This window comes from Rhodococcus sp. no. 34, assembly GCF_054589475.1.
The window spans coordinates 179,772-196,237 of record NZ_BAAILK010000041.1; the positions used below are offsets into that span (position 1 = coordinate 179,772).

The 16,466-nt window shown below is 63.6% G+C and carries 19 protein-coding genes, 1 tRNA gene and 1 other RNA gene; 13 read left to right on the plus strand and 8 right to left on the minus strand.

The annotated features are described in order from the left end of the window. The first annotated feature begins 168 nt into the window (after positions 1-168). The 6 genes from ACYP01_RS18300 (at position 169) to ACYP01_RS18325 (ending at position 3,338) form a co-directional block, all read left to right on the plus strand. The gene (locus ACYP01_RS18300; RefSeq protein ID WP_459681614.1) at positions 169-729 is read left to right on the plus strand and encodes a hypothetical protein; all 561 of its coding nucleotides are present in this window, start codon (positions 169-171) and stop codon (positions 727-729) included. Positions 730-906: 177 nt separating this feature from the next. Further along, entirely contained in the window at positions 907-1,332 is a 426-nt protein-coding gene (locus ACYP01_RS18305; RefSeq protein WP_003941575.1) for a DUF3052 domain-containing protein, read from the plus strand. A gap of 35 nt (positions 1,333-1,367) precedes the next feature. Then, positions 1,368-1,832 carry a peroxiredoxin gene (locus ACYP01_RS18310; protein WP_003941619.1) on the plus strand — a complete coding sequence of 155 codons (465 nt, stop codon included), beginning with the start codon at positions 1,368-1,370 and terminating at the stop codon, positions 1,830-1,832. Positions 1,833-1,864: 32 nt separating this feature from the next. Next, a tRNA-Val gene (locus ACYP01_RS18315) sits at positions 1,865-1,936 on the plus strand. Between the two features lie 92 nt (positions 1,937-2,028). Next, positions 2,029-2,253: a hypothetical protein gene (locus ACYP01_RS18320; protein ID WP_081558012.1), complete on the plus strand. Its 225-nt coding sequence runs from the start codon at positions 2,029-2,031 to the stop codon at positions 2,251-2,253. Between the two features lie 65 nt (positions 2,254-2,318). Then, positions 2,319-3,338, plus strand: a complete 1,020-nt coding sequence (locus tag ACYP01_RS18325) for a cobalamin biosynthesis protein (RefSeq protein ID WP_459681617.1) — start codon at positions 2,319-2,321, stop codon at positions 3,336-3,338. Here ACYP01_RS18325 and ACYP01_RS18330 read toward each other — a convergent pair. Genes ACYP01_RS18330 through ACYP01_RS18340 form a run of 3 tightly spaced genes read right to left on the minus strand, consistent with a single transcriptional unit; the run spans position 3,279 to position 5,439 of the window. Beyond that, the gene (locus tag ACYP01_RS18330) at positions 3,279-4,217 is read right to left on the minus strand and encodes an SURF1 family cytochrome oxidase biogenesis protein (RefSeq protein ID WP_030537566.1); all 939 of its coding nucleotides are present in this window, start codon (positions 4,215-4,217) and stop codon (positions 3,279-3,281) included. The two genes, ACYP01_RS18325 and ACYP01_RS18330, sit on opposite strands and share 60 nt — an antisense overlap. A 48-nt stretch (positions 4,218-4,265) precedes the next feature. After that, entirely contained in the window at positions 4,266-4,757 is a 492-nt protein-coding gene (locus ACYP01_RS18335; protein WP_007735468.1) for a low molecular weight protein-tyrosine-phosphatase, read from the minus strand. Next, entirely contained in the window at positions 4,744-5,439 is a 696-nt protein-coding gene (locus ACYP01_RS18340; protein WP_042445748.1) for an HAD hydrolase-like protein, read from the minus strand. Before ACYP01_RS18340 ends, ACYP01_RS18335 begins: the two co-directional genes overlap by 14 nt. A 56-nt stretch (positions 5,440-5,495) precedes the next feature. Here ACYP01_RS18340 and cobC point away from each other — a divergent pair, with 56 nt between their 5' ends. The 4 genes from cobC (at position 5,496) to ACYP01_RS18360 (ending at position 9,642) form a co-directional block, all read left to right on the plus strand. Beyond that, entirely contained in the window at positions 5,496-6,530 is a 1,035-nt protein-coding gene (gene cobC / locus ACYP01_RS18345; protein ID WP_459681620.1) for an Rv2231c family pyridoxal phosphate-dependent protein CobC, read from the plus strand. Then, positions 6,527-7,660, plus strand: a complete 1,134-nt coding sequence (locus tag ACYP01_RS18350; protein ID WP_311093636.1) for a Nif3-like dinuclear metal center hexameric protein — start codon at positions 6,527-6,529, stop codon at positions 7,658-7,660. The genes cobC and ACYP01_RS18350 overlap by 4 nt, the downstream gene beginning before the upstream one ends. Before the next feature lie 108 nt (positions 7,661-7,768). Further along, positions 7,769-8,506 (plus strand): zinc ribbon domain-containing protein, encoded by a 738-nt coding sequence (locus ACYP01_RS18355; RefSeq protein WP_003941604.1) that lies wholly within the window; start codon positions 7,769-7,771, stop codon positions 8,504-8,506. After that, complete coding sequence (locus ACYP01_RS18360) at positions 8,503-9,642, plus strand: bifunctional RNase H/acid phosphatase (RefSeq protein WP_030537561.1); 1,140 nt, start codon at positions 8,503-8,505, stop codon at positions 9,640-9,642. Before ACYP01_RS18355 ends, ACYP01_RS18360 begins: the two co-directional genes overlap by 4 nt. Before the next feature lie 29 nt (positions 9,643-9,671). Here ACYP01_RS18360 and ACYP01_RS18365 read toward each other — a convergent pair whose 3' ends face one another. Together ACYP01_RS18365 and ACYP01_RS18370 are read right to left on the minus strand one after the other, a co-directional pair. After that, positions 9,672-10,907, minus strand: a complete 1,236-nt coding sequence (locus ACYP01_RS18365) for an SLC13 family permease (RefSeq protein ID WP_007735459.1) — start codon at positions 10,905-10,907, stop codon at positions 9,672-9,674. Positions 10,908-10,935: 28 nt separating this feature from the next. Next, positions 10,936-11,463 (minus strand): DUF1697 domain-containing protein, encoded by a 528-nt coding sequence (locus ACYP01_RS18370; RefSeq protein ID WP_007735458.1) that lies wholly within the window; start codon positions 11,461-11,463, stop codon positions 10,936-10,938. 54 nt (positions 11,464-11,517) lie between these two features. On the opposite strand from ACYP01_RS18370, the gene rnpB reads away from it, so the two are divergent. The 3 genes from rnpB to ACYP01_RS18385 all read left to right on the plus strand — a co-directional run bounded on the left by rnpB (position 11,518) and on the right by ACYP01_RS18385 (position 13,971). Then, positions 11,518-11,932, plus strand: an RNA gene (rnpB, locus tag ACYP01_RS18375) — RNase P RNA component class A. A gap of 319 nt (positions 11,933-12,251) precedes the next feature. Next, positions 12,252-12,437: a hypothetical protein gene (locus tag ACYP01_RS18380; RefSeq protein WP_007735457.1), complete on the plus strand. Its 186-nt coding sequence runs from the start codon at positions 12,252-12,254 to the stop codon at positions 12,435-12,437. A gap of 124 nt (positions 12,438-12,561) precedes the next feature. Further along, complete coding sequence (locus tag ACYP01_RS18385) at positions 12,562-13,971, plus strand: RNB domain-containing ribonuclease (protein ID WP_311094875.1); 1,410 nt, start codon at positions 12,562-12,564, stop codon at positions 13,969-13,971. 4 nt (positions 13,972-13,975) lie between these two features. On the opposite strand, the gene pip is transcribed toward ACYP01_RS18385, so the two are convergent. From pip to panB, 3 genes are read right to left on the minus strand one after another with little or no spacing between them, the layout of a single operon-like run. Next, positions 13,976-14,959 carry a prolyl aminopeptidase gene (pip, locus tag ACYP01_RS18390; protein ID WP_118603027.1) on the minus strand — a complete coding sequence of 328 codons (984 nt, stop codon included), beginning with the start codon at positions 14,957-14,959 and terminating at the stop codon, positions 13,976-13,978. Continuing rightward, positions 14,959-15,396, minus strand: coding sequence for a hypothetical protein (locus tag ACYP01_RS18395; RefSeq protein WP_007735455.1), 438 nt, complete (start codon positions 15,394-15,396; stop codon positions 14,959-14,961). Before ACYP01_RS18395 ends, pip begins: the two co-directional genes overlap by 1 nt. Positions 15,397-15,447: 51 nt before the next feature. Beyond that, positions 15,448-16,317, minus strand: coding sequence for a 3-methyl-2-oxobutanoate hydroxymethyltransferase (gene panB / locus ACYP01_RS18400; RefSeq protein ID WP_007735454.1), 870 nt, complete (start codon positions 16,315-16,317; stop codon positions 15,448-15,450). Positions 16,318-16,466 lie beyond the last annotated feature (149 nt).

Consider the following 16,466-nt stretch of genomic DNA (forward strand, 5'->3'; position numbering starts at 1 on the left):
TTAGGTCCGACGCACTTCCATCGTGAATATGGCGCGTACCTCATCTTTCACCATCCCGGTCGGTCCGGCATACCTCGCCTCTGGTTACTCTCGGGTAGCGTTTTTCGGCGTGACGCAGGGGTGTGATGGTTCCCCGTAGTCACAGGCTTGGGGGATCGATCGGAACGTATGAAGGGGTGGGAAAAAATAAACAAAGAAATCAATTACGGCAGGGTCGGGGCGTGGGTCTCGGTCGGATCGATCGCAGTGGGACTGTCGGTGATCGTGGGATGTTCGGCGGCGGTGACCGGATCGGCAGTACCCAATGAAGCGCACGTGGCTGCATACCAATCCGAGGTGAGTATTTCGATGGCCGCCGCGTCCTCGTCGAAAGCGGCGGCAGATGCGGCAGAGGCAGCTTTCGCGATCTGTGAGGAAGCGGTCTCTCGATCGAAAAACGACGTGGTTGCGTTCAATGCCTACGTCGACGCCGGAAATCATGGTGAGCCCGACCTGAGAGCCGAAGCAAGCGCTGCTGCTTCCTCGGCAAGGGAGACGGCCTCGTGGTTCGACTCGGTCGCGAGTGAACTTCCGACGCAACTTTCCGGACTGTTCGCCGAATTGGCCGCGAACCTACGTTCATCTGCTGTCGTGATCGAGAGTGATCATTCGGCCGATGAAATCAATTCGATCAGCGATACGAGCAATTCGATTCGCAAGTCGATCTTCGATGAATGTGGATCCCTGTGACCTGCGGTAATCCGCAGGCGTAAGGTTCGCCGTGTGTCAGAAGACGATCTTTGGTGAAAGTTTTCGGCGTGGTCGGCTTGCGCTAACGCCTCAGACCATGTTCGCTTTCCCTAATTGATCGTCAAACGGTAGGTGTGCGGGGTCGCCACACACCATCAACAAAAGGAGGACCCCACCGTGGTCGCCGCGGCGGATGCCCAGAACTACGCTCAGAAACTCGGGATTACCACTGACATGGTGGTGCAGGAACTGGGCTGGGATGAGGATACCGACGACGGCATTCGTGCCGCGGTTGAGGAAACCATCGGCGGGGAAATGCTCGACGAGGATTCCGACGAGGTCATCGACGTCGTGCTGCTGTGGTGGCGCGACGAGGACGGTGACCTGGTGGACGCCCTCATGGATGCCATCGGGCCCCTCGCCGACGAAGGCTTCGTGTGGGTTCTCACTCCCAAGACCGGTCTCGACGGACACGTCGAGCCCAGCGAGATCGCCGAATCGGCGCCGACTGCCGGCCTGACGCAGACATCGGCAGCCAACCTCGGTGACTGGTCGGGAAGTCGACTGGTTCAGCCGAAGGCTCGTCCGGCCAACAAGCGCTGACCCGGTCCTTTCCGCACTTTCCCAAGGAATCGCACATGCCTCTCGAAGTTGGTGCCCAGGCACCGGATTTCACCTTGAAGGACCAGAACAACCAGGAAGTTTCGCTCGCAGATTTCCGCGGTAAGAAGAACGTTCTGCTGGTCTTCTATCCGTTGGCCTTCACCGGGACTTGTCAGGGGGAACTCTGCAAGGTCCGTGACGAGCTTCCGAAGTTCGAGAACGACGACACCGCCATTCTCGCGATTTCTGTCGGTGCTTCGCCGACTCACAAGATCTGGTCGGCCGAGCAGGGATACACATTTCCCTTGCTGTCGGACTTCTGGCCGCACGGTGAGGTCGCTCAGAAGTACGAGGTGTTCAACGACAAGTTGGGCTTCGCGAATCGTGGCACCTTTGTCATCGACAAAGACGGAATCATTCGTTTTGCCGAGATGAACGGCCCCGGAGAAGCCCGTGACCACGGACTTTGGGCAAATGCGCTTGCCGCGCTAGAGTCTTAGAGCACTCCCGGTGAGGGTCTCACCGGGAGTTCGGGCGTGTAGCTCAGTGGTAGAGCTCTGGTTTTACACACCAGCGGTCGGGGGTTCGAAACCCTCCGCGCCCACCGAAGAATTCAAACCCCGATCTGCATGTCGATGCAGATCGGGGTTTTTCATTTTCGACAACGAATTGTCCGCAATACGCCATTCTGGACGCATGTCCAGTTCTGTGATCGAAGTAGCCGTCGACCCGACGCGCGTGCATCCCACCCGTCCGCACATACACATCGCCGAGATGCCCAGTCTCAGTGTTGCGTTGTTCGCGGGGCAGACGATCCGGGTTCGTTCCCAGAGCGACGCACTGGCGACCGGGATTGCCCGTGTCTGGGAAATCAACCGAATGCACCGCTTGATCTATCTGACGATCGACTGGGACAGGTAGTGCTCAGCTCGGGCAGACACGTGACGGTTGGCCAGAGAACGAGCGTAGCTGCTAAAACTACGCTCGTGCACATTTCGGTTCGCTTGTCCCGATCTCGATTCAACGCGCGAGCTGCCGGGCTTCTCCTCGGCTTCGTCGCGGATCGGGTCTTCGCCGATCCGGGGCGGTTCCATCCGGTCGCCGGCTTCGGAACCGCGGCTATCGCGCTGCAGAAGATGTCCTACCGGGACTCGCGCGCGGCCGGAACACTTCATGTTGCCGTGCTCTTGGCCGGCACCGCAGGACTTGGGCTCGCAGCCGAAACAGCGTCGCGCCGGGCCGGTTGGGTGGCCGTCACGGGTACGACGGCGATAGCTACCTGGGCCGTGCTCGGCGGGACGTCGCTTGCACGCACAGGCATCGACATGGCCGCTCGATTGGAGGCGTCACAGGTCGATGGTGACCTGACGAAAGCGCGCGAGCTTCTCCCTTCACTGTGTGGACGCGATCCATCGGTACTGGGCGAGGACGGCCTCACGCGTGCAGCGCTGGAGTCGGTCGCCGAAAACACCTCGGATGCAAGCGTCGGTGCAATGTTGTGGGGTGCAATTGCGGGCGTGCCGGGGCTGTTCGTCTACCGCGCTGCCAACACACTCGACGCGATGATCGGCTACCGCTCCGAGAAATACCTCAGATTCGGGTGGGCTGCGGCGAGGTTCGACGATCTGGTCAACATCGTCCCCGCTCGGCTGACAGGTGCGCTGACGGCTGCGTGTGCACCGGTGGTATGCGGCTCGGTTCAGGAATCACTGGCAGCGTGGAAACGCGACGCAGCGGCTCATCCAAGCCCCAATGCGGGCGTCGCGGAAGCGTCGGCGGCAGGTGCGTTGGGCATTTCGTTGGGTGGTCGGACCGAGTACGCGCACGGGGTGGAGATGCGTCCCGTCCTCGGCCGCGGGCCTGTGCCGACGCCGAACGATCTGCGCCGCGCGGCGAGGCTTTCGTCGGCGGTGCAGATCAGTGCAGCTGTGGTGTCAGCGGGTATTTCAGCGGGTATTGCCGTATCGATCGGCAAGTTTGGCTTCCTGCGCCGTGAGCGGCACTGATTCCGGCTCCGGCTTCTTGCGACGGCTGAAGGTACGAGCCGGTTCGGCGGGGGAAGCGGCAGGCGCGGACACTGCCGCTTCCGGGGTCGTCTCGGCAGCGGCGTCGTCGGCTGCGAAACCGTCCACAGCTGCTTGAGCTGCCTTTTCCTTGCGACGTTCGCGCCACTCGGCGCGAATGAAGTAGGCCAGTCCGAGCGGCGCCATGATGCCGAACGCCAGCCACTGGAACCCGTACGAGAGGTAGGGGCCTGCATCGAGTTGGGGGAGAGGGATCGTCCCCAGGCCGCCGGGCTGGTCGGGTTCGAGTTGGATGTACGCGTCGATCAGGTCCGTTCCGATGAACTCGCCGATAGGTTGTGCGTCGATGGAGTAGACCTGTTTCGCGCCGTCCTCGAACATCGGAACTCGGCCGGGCGCGGTGCCTTCCGACAGACGCACGCGACCGTTGAGAGTGACCGGATCGGTCGGCGGCGCGGCGATGGGCGGTGCCTCGGCGCCGTTGATCGGCCGAACGTATCCGCGATTGACGAGGATCGTGCGACCGTCGTCCAGGCGGAAAGGCGTCAGGATCTCGTACGACGGTGCGCCCTCGATGGACTGCAGTCGAACGAGGATGTCGGCGTCCGGCAGATAGGTGCCTGCCGCGGTGATGTTTCGCCATTCGTCGTCCGGTGCGATCGTCGAATCGGCGATGACATCACCGATCGGCACGGTCTCCGCGTTGATCGAGTTCGAGATCAGATCATTGCGGTGCTCGGTCTTCGTGTTCTTGCCGAGCTGCCACGGAGCGAGCACGGTGAAGCACAGGTAGGCGAAGAGCCCGACCACAGCTGCCAGTACCAACCAACCGGGCCGCAACAGGAATTTCAGTCTTCGCACACGTCCACGGTATCCGTTGCCCGAACGGGAGTGAATTTTGCTCCGGGTTCAGGCTCGCTCGCGGATCCAGTCGAGTATGTCGGGAATGGCTGCTTCGATCTGGTCTCGCACCAGTTCGAAGTCCTCCTGATCCCCGTAGTACGGGTCCGGAACCGATTCTCCGTCAGCCTCGGGGTCGAACGATCGCAGTAGGCGCCGACGCTCGGTTGGCACGCCGAGATGAGCAAGCTCACGTTCATGGCCGGTGTCGAGGGCGACGACCAGATCGGCCGCGAGATGATCTGCATTGACCTGCGCGGCACTGTGGCCCGTCGGATATCCGGCCGCTCGGAGCACGACGTTGGTCCGCTCGTCGGCCTCGCTACCGGTGTGAAACCCCTCGGTACCTGCACTGCTGACACGGACTCGGTCGGCGAGGCCTTCACGGTCCAGATGCGCGAGCAAGATCTTTTCGGCCATCGGTGACCTGCAGATATTGCCGGTGCACACAAACGTCACATGAAGTGGTTCAGTCACGTGGAGTGGTTCAGTGGCGGCCATCGAGAAGTCCTCCCAGTTCGGATGCCGACGATACGGAGCGAAACGCTTGCCGCGCTTCCTCGGCGGAACCGTAGCCCCATTCGACGACGACGGTGGGGATGCCGTACTTCGCGGCGCCGAGCACGTCGTGATCACGGTCGCCGATCATGAGAACGTCGGGGGTTCCGCCGTCGGATGCGAGGACGGGAGTGATCCCGAGTGAGGTCAGCGAATGCGCGATCACATCGGGTTTAGCCCGACGAGTTCCGTCGTCACTCGCGCCGCCGATGAACTCGAAGTGCTCGGCCAGGCCGAAATGCTCGAGGATTCGAATGGCGAATCGCTCCGACTTGGAGGTGGCGACGGCCAGTCGGGTGCCGCTCGCGCGAGCCTTACCCAGGACGACGTCCATGCCTTCGTACACCGAGTTCTCCTGCCACCCGGTCGCGTCGTAACGCTCGATGTACGCGGCGATCGCCCGATCCACGTCCGCCGGGGCCATACCGAGTGACCTGAAGGTGTCGACCATCGGCGGGCCGATCACCGATGCCAACATCGCTTCCGTCGGCTCCGGATGGCCGACAGTTGCCAACGCGTGTCGGAAGCCGCCGTGAATGCCGGGAGCGGAATCGGTGATGGTGCCGTCCAGATCGAACAGAACTACGGGAAAGCGGTCGAGCGGGGGTGTCGTCACGGCACTCATTGTCCCGGACGGCAGGGGTGATGTCCGCGCACGGTGCTCGACCGTAGGCTGACCGGGTGAGTACCGGAACGTTTGACCTGGAGAGCTTGCGACATCACGGCGATGTCGAAGCGGAGCCCGGGTTACTCGATTTTGCCGTCAACGTTCAAGGCTCCGGCCCGCCGAAGTGGTTGCGGGATCGGCTGGCCGCAGGGCTGGCGACGCTCGGTTCGTACCCGTCGGCCGCGGCGGAACTGAAGGCACGCGAAACGGTCGCGCAGCGGCACGGGCGCCGGCCCGAAGAGGTGTTGTTGCTCTCGGGCGGTGCCGAGGGATTCGCGATGCTGCCGCGCCTGGGCACTCGTTCGGCAGCGCTGATCCATCCGTCGTTCACCGAGCCGGAACTGGCACTGCGAGAGGCCGGTGTGCCGGTGACTCAAGTGATTCTGGAGCCGCCTTTCGAGCTTCGGACCGCGCAGGTACCCGAATCCGCGGACCTTGTCGTTCTGGGCAATCCGACCAACCCGACGTCCGTGCTTCACCCCAAGGCCGATGTGTTGGCATTGCGTCAGCCGGGCCGGATCCTGGTGGTGGACGAGGCCTTCGGCGACGCGGTCCCCGGCGAAACGGAGAGCATCGCCGGTGTCGAGTCGGCGGATGTACTGGTCCTTCGGAGCCTGACCAAGACGTGGGCGCTCGCCGGATTGCGGTGTGGATACGCGATCGGCTCTCCCGATCTTCTGGCTCGACTCAGTCACGGCCGAGCCCACTGGCCATTGGGCAGTCTGCAGATCGAGGCCATCACGGCGTGCTGCGAACCGTTTGCCGTCGAGCAGTCGAGGATCAAAGCCGACGTGATTTCCGTGGACCGCCGAGACATGTCGCGGCGACTGACCGAGATCGGGATTGCCGTGCACGAACCCGCTGCGGGGCCGTTCGTGCTCATCGACGTCCGTGACGGCGCCACGATGCGAGAGCACCTGCGTGCCCGCGGAATCGCCGTCCGCAGGTGCGACACCTTTCCCGGACTCGGCCCGGATCGGCTGCGCGTGGCCGTCCGTCCAGCCGAGCAGGTTGCGGTACTGATCGAAGCGATGAAGGAGATCTTGTGAGTGGCCCAACTCTTGCGGACGTCATAGCCGTGCTGGAATCCGCTTATCCGCCGGCCCTGGCGGAATCGTGGGACTCGGTCGGCCTGGTCTGCGGCGATCCGGCCGACGCTGTGACGAGAGTGGTTTTCGCGGTGGATCCGACCGAGGCAGTGGTCGACGACGCCATCGCCTCCGGTGCCGACCTTCTGGTCGTTCACCATCCACTTCTGCTGCGTGGGGTGGACACCGTCGGTGCTCACACACCCAAAGGTGCGTTGGTTCACAAGCTCATCAAGGCGGGGTGCGCGCTGTTCTCGGCGCACACCAATGCGGACTCGGCCGACCCCGGAGTGTCCGACGCGTTGGCGCAGGCTCTGGGCCTGACCGTGCTGCGCCCGATCGAACCCAAGCCGACGCAGCCGCTCGACAAGTGGGTCGTCCTGGTTCCGGTGGAGAATGCATCGGCCGTGCAGGATGCACTTTTCGAGGCCGGGGCTGGGCGGATCGGTGACTACAGCCAGTGCAGTTGGACCGTCACGGGTACGGGTCAGTTCCTGCCCGCCGACGGAGCGAATCCGACGATCGGGACCGTCGGCGCTGTGGAGCAGGTTCGCGAGAATCGTGTGGAAGTGATTGCCCCTCGCGGAAAGCGAAGCGCAGTGCTGGGCGCATTGCGTGCCTCCCATCCGTACGAGGAACCGGCCTTCGATGTCTTCGAACTCGCAGCGTTCCCCAGTTCACTCGGACTGGGGCGGTTGGGTGAGCTCGACCACCCCGAAACCTTGCGGGAATTCACCGCGCGAGTGGCGCGCTCACTGCCCTCGACCGAGTGGGGTGTTCGCGCGGCCGGAGATCCAGACGCGACCGTTCGTACCGTGGCGGTGTGCGGCGGTTCCGGCGACTCGTATCTCGACGTGGTGGCGGCACTGGGCGCCGACGTCTACGTCACTGCGGACCTGCGGCATCATCCCGCGGACGAGCATCTACGCGCCGGTGGCCCGGCTCTGGTCGACGTCGCGCACTGGGCGAGTGAATACCCGTGGTGCGCACAGGCGAAATCGGTGCTCGACGCCGCGTTTGCCGACAATCCGGAGTGGGAAAGCCGGGTTTCGACAATTCGCACCGATCCATGGTGTTTGAGTGCGCATTAGTGCAGCGCTCTGCAAGGTACGGTTGCACGAACAATTCAAGAGCAGTTCTTCGAGAGCCGTCCTTCGCGAGCACTGCCGACATCGGACTTACAGCAGGAGTTATACAGCGTGAACGTCGAACCACAGGTGCAATCCAAGCTTCTCGACCTCGCCGGGGTGGATGCTGAGCTCACTCGGATCACCCACCGACGCGGAGCGCTTCCCGAGCAGCAGGAAGTCGAACGTCTCGAGGCCGAGCGAATCAGCCGTAAAGACGCGTCCGTAGCCGTCGAAATCCAGATCGACGACATCGATCGCGACATTCGCAAGCTCGAAGGCGAGGTCGACGCGGTTCGTCAGCGCGAGGATCGTGACCGCACACTCTTGCAGAGCGGGTCGGTCGGGGCGAAGCAGCTCACCGAACTCGAACACGAACTCGGCAGCCTGGTCCGGCGTCAGGGGCTCCTCGAAGACGAGTTGCTCGAAGTGATGGAGCAGCGTGAGGCGTTGCAGGCCGATCACGATCACGCCGGTGCCCAGCTGTCCCAGGCCGAAGAAGAGCTGATCGACGCCAAGCGTCGCCGCGACGATGCCGTCGCTGATCTGGACAAGGCGCAGGAGCGTTGCGCTGCCGATCGTGAACGACTCGTCGGTGAATTTCCCGCCGATTTCCTTGCTGTCTACGAGAAGCAGCGCAGCCTGGGCGGACCGGGCGCGGCGCTTCTGCAGGCACGCCGATGCGGCGCTTGCCGGATCGAGATCGACCGCGGCGAGATCTCCCGAATCGCCGCGACACCGGCCGACGTCGTAGTTCGTTGCCCAGAGTGCAATGCAATCATGGTGCGTACCAAGGAGTCCGGTCTGTGACTCTCTCGCAAGTCATCGTCGAGGCCGACGGTGGATCGCGGGGCAACCCCGGTCCGGCCGGCTACGGAGCGGTGGTGTTCGACGCCTCGCGCTCGGTGTTGGCCGAACGCAAGGAAAGCATCGGTATCGCGACCAACAACGTCGCCGAGTACCGCGGACTGATCGCCGGGTTGACCGCTGCCGGTGAACTCGGCGCGTCGACGGTCGACGTCCGCATGGATTCCAAGTTGGTCGTCGAGCAGATGTCCGGGCGCTGGAAGGTCAAGCACCCGGACATGATTCCGCTGCAGCGGCGCGCTGCCGAGCTGGCGACGCAGTTCTCGCGAGTGACCTACACGTGGATTCCTCGCGGCGAGAACTCTCATGCCGATCGCCTTGCCAACGAGGCGATGGACGCGGCTGCCGGCATCGAAACCGGCCCAGTCGCACCTTCGGCCCCCGCACCTGCTGCACCTGCCGCGCCGTCCGAAGAGACGTCGGAGCCGCAGATCGCCGGCTCTCCGGGATGGATCGCCACCACCGGCAAGCCGACACGAATGTTGTTGCTACGTCACGGACAGACAGCGATGTCGGTCGATCGCCGGTACTCCGGACGCGGGAATCCGGAGCTCACGGAACTGGGCCGCGCGCAGGCTGCCGGCGCAGCCGGACGCTTCGGGAACCGAGGCGGTATCGACGCCATCGTCTGCTCACCCCTCGGCAGAACCCGTGAGACGGCAGAGGCATCGGCCCGCGTGCTCGGTTTACCCGTCGTCGAGCACAAGGGTTTGATCGAAACCGATTTCGGCGACTGGGACGGACTCACGTTCCGCGAGGCAGCCGAGCGTGACCCGGACCTGCATCGCGAATGGCTCTCGGACACTTCGGTGCGTCCACCGGGCGGCGAGAGTTTCGACGAGGTACGCGAACGAGTCGTCGCCGCGCGTGACGACCTGATCTCGACCTACGGCGGCGCGACGCTGTTGGTCGTCTCTCACGTCACCCCGATCAAGACTTTGGTGCAGCTGGCCCTCGATGCCGGGCCGTCGTTGCTGTACCGGTTGCATCTGGATCTGGCGTCGCTGAGTATCACCGAGTTCTATCCCGACGGGGGAGCCTCGGTCCGGTTGGTCAACGACACGTCACACCTTCGCTGAAAGAGCCCCGACGGCTGATCAGCCTCTGATCAGATCACCAACCACAGGGCACTCACGGCGGCGAGCAATGTCAGTGGCGTCGTGATGACCCCGAGCAGAGTGAATGTCGCCAGCGTGGGCGGTGCGCCCGCGCTGGTGGCGACTCGTCGCCAGAGCATCGTTGCCAGTGAGCCCACGTAGGTGAGGTTGGGGCCGAGGTTGACGCCGATCAACATCGCAAGCACCAGCGCTGGAGGTGCCGCCGTTCCGAGCGCTGCGATCATCAGCAAGGTTGCCGGCAGGTTGTTGACGAGATTGGACGCAACCGCCGCTACCGCGGCGACAAAGAGCAGTGAGCCGTAGCTGGTGTCGCCTGGCAGGATCTGCGCAATCCATTCGCCCACCGGCCCGTTCGCGACTCCGGCGACGATGATTCCGAGAACCAGGACGAACGCGCAGAACCAGAGGTCGGCAGCGTAGAGCATCTTGGCGGCGGTCGTACGGTGCCGAGCCAGAGCGATCGCTCCCAGGACACTCGCACCCACCACCGCGATCCAGGCGGGCTCGATCCCGAAGAAACCCGAAACCGCGAAACCGAGCAGCGTCATTCCGATCACCGTCAGCGGCAGAATCGGCGCAGGCGCAGATCTGGCTGCCACCGGCGGTTCGGCGCTGTCGCCCCGCGCGAGTTCCGAACGGAAGAACAGTCGAAAAATCAGGTACTCGACAGCGATCGTCACGACCCACGGCAACGCCATCAATGCGGTGAAGTGCAAGAACGTCAAACCTGTTGCGGCAAACGCGATGAGGTTGGTCAGGTTGGACACCGGCAGCAGGGTCGACGCCGAATTCGACAGGTGCGCACTGGCATAGGAATGCGGCCGGGGACTTGCTCCGATGGATCGTGCGGCCGCGATCACCGCGGGTGTCAGCAGCACGACGGTGGCGTCGAGGCTCAGGACCGCCGTGGTCAGGGCGGCGGCGCCGAACACATAGATCAGCAACCGGTGTGGATCGGCGAGGGATTTTTGCTGCAGGATCTGGCTGACCCAGCGAAAGACGCCGAGAGCATCGGCGGCATGAGCGAGAACCAGCACGGCAACCAGGAAGACGACGGTGGGTGCCATGCTCGCCAGTTCGTCGCGGGCTTCGTCGAGAGTTACGACGCCGGTCAGGAGAACGACGACAGCTGCCGGCCCGGCGATGACGATCTCGGGAAGCCCGCGTGGACGCACTATCGCGAAGACGAGGACGAGGGCGACGAGCAGGATCGGTAGAAGAGTCACGCGATGGTGCTCCGTGTCGGGGCGAGCGTCATTTGAGCAGTTTGTAGAGCGTGTTCAGGTTTCGGGTTGTGGTGAACGCCTTGAACTTCGGTTTTCCGGTGTTCCTGCCGAACGCGCTCTTGACGGTCTGCCCCTTCTCGACCTCCCAGTACAGGACTCCGTCGCCTGCCGCCACACGCTCGACCGAGGCATCGAGTTGCGCTGCTGCAGTGCTCAATTCCTCCAGGATTTCCGGCTCGGAGGCAACCATCGCATAAGCATGCCAACCCTCGCGTTCGCGCTCGAACGGGTAGTTGTCCACGATCGCCTGCAGTGTCGGAAGGTCGAGGACGAACACCCAAGCCTCGTAGCCGAACTCGCGGGCAAGGGCGGATTCGATCTGTTTCTTCAGCGTCGGGATGTCGGTGCTCGGACTGTCGAACAGAACGTTGCCTGAGGCCAACACGGTTTTCACCCCTTGGAATCCGAGGTCACCGAAGACTCTCGCCAGGTCCGCCATCTTGATGTTGATGCCGCCCACGTTGATACCGCGTAGTAGGGCCACGTACCGAGTCATACGGTGACCATAGTGCCGGCCACCGACAGGCGCCCGGTAGCATACGGGGGCGGACGAGTTGGCCGGGCGGCCGCGGCTTCTGGAACCAGCGCGTATCGCGCACAGGCCTGGGGCCGAGGAAAGTCCGGACTCCACAGAGCAGGGCGGTTGTTAACGGCAACCCGAGGCAACTCGCGGGACAGTGCCACAGAAAACAGACCGCCTGCCTTTCGAGGCAGGTAAGGGTGAAACGGTGCGGTAAGAGCGCACCAGCACCTCGGGTGACCGGGGTGGCTAGGTAAACCCCGCCCGGAGCAAGGTTGAAGGTCGCATCGCTCGCGGTGCGGCTGCGCAGGTGTTCGAGGGCTGCTCGCCCGAGCCTGCGGGTGAACCGCTCGAGGCACCCGGCGACGGTGTGCCCAGATGGATGGTCGCCACTCGGCACTTCGGTGCCGCAGGACAGGATCCGGCTTACACGCCGACTCGTCCGCCCGCGATCTGCACAGTGAGAAAAAGAAGACCCCCACCGGATCGGTGGGGGTCTTCTTTGTTCGAAAAGCTGTCAGACAGGCTTGATGACCAGCAGCGTAGCCCAGTACGTTGCCGCGTCATGGCCCATGAGCGGGAGGAGGTAATCGTAAAGAATTGCGGACATGCGCACTCCATTTTCTGTTCGTAGCTTGTGTTGGGCATTCAAGCAGAACTCACCGTTCGAATGTCCGGTTCTCACCTGCCAGGCCAAGTAGAAAGAATATCAGTCTCACAGCGATCTACAAGCTTCTATCTCACTCTGATGTCACACTGTGGATATGACTGATGAAGATCGACTCTGGTACTTCGACGTGTCCGACGGTTCCGTCACGCAGGGAAAGGGTGCGTCCTCGCTGACGAGGATGGGGCCGTACCCTGATCGGGACTCTGCCGAGCATGCATTGAAGATCGCTGCCGAACGCAACAAAGCCGCCGATCGGGCAGACGAAGACTGGAACAACTGAGACTTGGAATAACTGAGACTTGGAACAGCTGGGACTTGGAACAGCTGGGACTCGAACAACTGGGACCGGTACTGCTGCTACACCGGCCCGAACCGATCATGGAGGATGCGTGCCCGCAAGTCGAATGATGGTGCAGGGAATCGACTTCGGAGTGGTTCGGGCGGAGTTCGACTTGCCAGGAGCATTCTCGGCTGCGGCGCAGGCCGAGGCCGAGAATGCCGTGGATCGTTTCGGCGCCGGGCGTGTCGACGAAACGGGTATCGCCTTCGTGACCATCGACCCTCCCGGATCGATGGACCTCGACCAGGCAGTGCACATCGAGAAGACCTCGACCGGGTACGTCGTGCACTACGCGATCGCCGACGTCGCGGCGGTGGTGACGCCGGGTGGCGCTCTCGACATCGAAACTCGCAAGCGGGGCCAAACCTTCTATCTCCCGGACGGTTCCGTCCCGCTGCATCCTCGCGCGTTGTCGGAGGGATCGGCGAGTCTGCTGCCGGACGTGGTTCGCCCCGCCGCGCTGTGGCGGATCGAACTCGACGCGCAGGCCGAGCCGACGTCGTGGCAGGTGAGACGCGCTCTGGTGAAATCCGTGGCACGTCTGGACTATTCGACCGTGCAGCGCGATGCCGACGCGGGAACCTTGCATCCGTCCATCGCCGCACTACCGGAGTTCGGACGATTGCGCAGTGCCTCGGCGGTTGCCAGGGGCGCCATCGAGCTGAAACTGCCCGAGCAGTCAGTGGTTCGGGATCAGCCGGAGGACGAGTCCTCGGCTCGCTGGCGGATCGAACTGGAGCCACGCACCGAAGCGGACGACTGGAACGCAGAAGTGTCGCTGCTGACCGGGATGTGTGCCGGCCGCATGATGATCGACGCAGGTATCGGGTTGCTTCGCACGCTGCCGCCGGCCGAGGAGTCCGCGGTTCGGACCTTGCGGAGAACTGCAGTGGCGCTGGGTATCACGTGGCCGGAGGGGCAAAGCGTCGGGCAGATTCTTGCCGGACTCGATTCCAACGAGCCGTCGACGATGGCGCTGATGTCGGTTGCGCCGTCGTTGCTGCGCGGGGCAGACTACGCGGCCTTCGACGGCCGACTACCGGAGTTGACGGTGCATGCGGGGATCGGAGCGCCCTACGCTCACGTGACTGCTCCGCTGCGCCGGCTGTCCGATCGTTTCAGCACCGAGGTGTGTCTGGCGATCACAGCTGGTACGCCGGTACCGGAATGGGCGCGCACTGCACTTCCCGAGCTGCCCGACATCATGAGTGGGTCCGACTCGCTGGCGAACAAGGTCGACCGTGCGTGCATCGATCTGACCGAGTCCACGCTGCTCGACGGCCGGGTCGGCGAGGTCTTCGACGCAGTGGTGATGCGCGCCAAGGACGGAAAGCGCTCGGCGGAAGTGTTTGTCCCGTCGGTCGCAGTGATTGCGAAATGCGTCGGAACGCCCGACGACGGTGAGCGCGCAAAGGTGCGACTCACCGCCGTCGACACCGTCAAACGGACGGTGGAGTTCACGTTCCCGGCGTAGCGAGCTACCGGTAAGAATCGGTGGCTTCCACCAAGTGATGTGCGATGCCGGGCTCCATCGCGGAGTGTCCGGCGTCGTCGACGATCACGAGCTTGGATTCGGGCCACGCCTTGTGCAGCGCCCACGCGCTGGTGGCGGGGCAGACGACGTCGTAGCGGCCCTGGACGATCGTCCCCGGAATGCCGTGCAGTGCGGAGCTTTCGCGTAGGAGTTGACCCTCGTCGAAGAATCCGCCGTTGACGAAGTAGTGGTTCTCGATACGAGCGAAGGCCAAGGCGAACCTGGTCTCGGAGTTCTGTTCGATCTTGTCCGCCTGTGGGTACAGGTAGCTCGTCGATCCTTCCCAGGCCGACCAGGCGATCGCTGCCCGGGCTGCGACGGCGGGGTCTTCGGAATGGAGCAGTTGGTGATAGACCGCGACGAGGTCTTCGCCGCGCTGCGCCTCGGGTACCGGTTCGAGGAATTTGTCCCAGCGCTCCGGGAAGATGTTTCCCGCGCCGCCGTTGTAGTACCAGTCGATCTCGCTACGACGCAGGAGGAAGATCCCGCGCAGGACCAGCTCAGTGACGCGCGTAGGAAACGTTTCGGCGTAGGCGATGGACAGCGTGGAACCCCAGGACCCGCCGAAAACCATCCACTTGTCGATCGAAAGATGTTCGCGCAGGGCTTCGATGTCGGCCAGCAGCTTGTCCGTCGTGTTCACCGACAGGTCGGCGCCGTCGGCAACGTGAGGGGTGGACCGCCCGCAGCCGCGCTGGTCGAGTAGAACGATGCGGTATGCGGCCGGATCGAAGAACTGGCGTACCGCCGGTTGCGCACCACCGCCGGGGCCACCGTGCAGGAACACCACCGGCTTGCCGTCCGGATTTCCGCTGACTTCCCAGTACATGCTCTGGCCGTCACCGACATCGAGGAAGCCGGTGACGAAAGGCTCGATCGGGGGATACAGACTCCGGAGAGTCGACGGCTGCGCGGAAGTGTCGGTCATCAGAAGCCCACCAGGCCGGAGGCGAGATCGGGGATCTCGAGTGCGGAAATCGCGCCGCTCCGGACGTCCGGGCACGCGGCCGAGGTTGCCGCGTCGATGCTTTCGCGGTTCTGAGCGAGATCGAGCAGGTTGATGCCGTTCTGCGTCGCCCACGTGATGACGATCGTGTTCAGTCCGCCCTTGCCGAGCGTCGGGGTGACGGTCCGCCAGTTCTGCAGCTGCCCTTCCATATCCGAGCACAACTGCTGGACTTGAGCGTCGGTGAACGTCGAACCGGACGCGGTTGTTGCCGGCGCCGTCGTGGTGGAACTCGCGGGCGTAGTGCTGCTGGGCGCGGGAGAGTTGGTGGACCCTCCCGCGCATCCGCTCAGCACCGTGACGAGAGCTGCCGCGCCGACTACAGCTGCGGCAGTAGAACTTCGACGGTTACCGATCATTGAACGCACCCCTGGCTGGTTGAGAGACAGGCGGCGTTCGCCGGTCTCGGATCAGAAACTGTGTTCTGCGGCCGGGAAAGCGCCAGTGCGAACTTCTGATGCATAGGCTGCGGCTGCGGAACGCAGTTCGTCACCGACGTTACCGAAACGCTTGACGAACTTGGCTGTCTTACCACTCGTGTAACCCGCCATGTCCTGCCAGACGAGTACCTGAGCGTCGCATTCGGAACCGGCCCCGATGCCGACGGTGGGGATGGTGAGTTTGCGGCTGACCTGGCCCGCAATCTCGGCCGGAACCATTTCCATGACGACGGAGAACGCCCCGGCTTCCTGGACTGCAATGGCGTCCGCCACAAGTTGCTCGGCCGCGTCGCCACGACCCTGGACGCGGAATCCGCCGAGCGAGTTCACGCTCTGCGGGGTGAATCCGACGTGTGCCATGACGGGGATGCCGGCCGAGGTGATTGCCGCGATCTGCTTGCTCATCCGCTCACCGCCCTCGAGTTTGACGGCGTGCGCGAGGCCTTCCTTCATGAACCGTGTGGCAGTCGCCAGGGCCTGCTCGGCGGAACCCTCGTAGGTGCCGAAGGGGAGGTCGGCGACGACGAGTGCGTGCGGCGCGCCGCGAACGACGCCACGCACGAGCGGGAGCAGTTCGTCGACGGTGATCGGCACGGTGGTGTCGTAGCCGTAGACGACGTTGGCGGCAGAGTCGCCGACGAGCAGCACCGGGATGCCTGCGTCTTCGAAGATGCGTGCCGTGGAGTAGTCGTAAGCGGTGAGCATCGACCAGCGTTCGCCGTTCTGCTTCATCTCGGCGAGGTGGTGAATGCGCGTCTTACGCTTCGGTGCATCGGTAGAGCTTGCAGTGGGTACAGAAACTGCACTGGGTACAGAACCGTAGAGAGGTGTTTCGGACATCGTTGTCCCTTTCTGGCCTCGAGGCCCTGAGCGTTGATCGCCTTCGGGTCCCCGGGTGTGGGTGATGACGTGTTCAGTCTGCCACCGGACATCGCCGACACGAATAGTTGACGGGGTGCAATGGGTCACATCACCGCGCGCGTATCAGG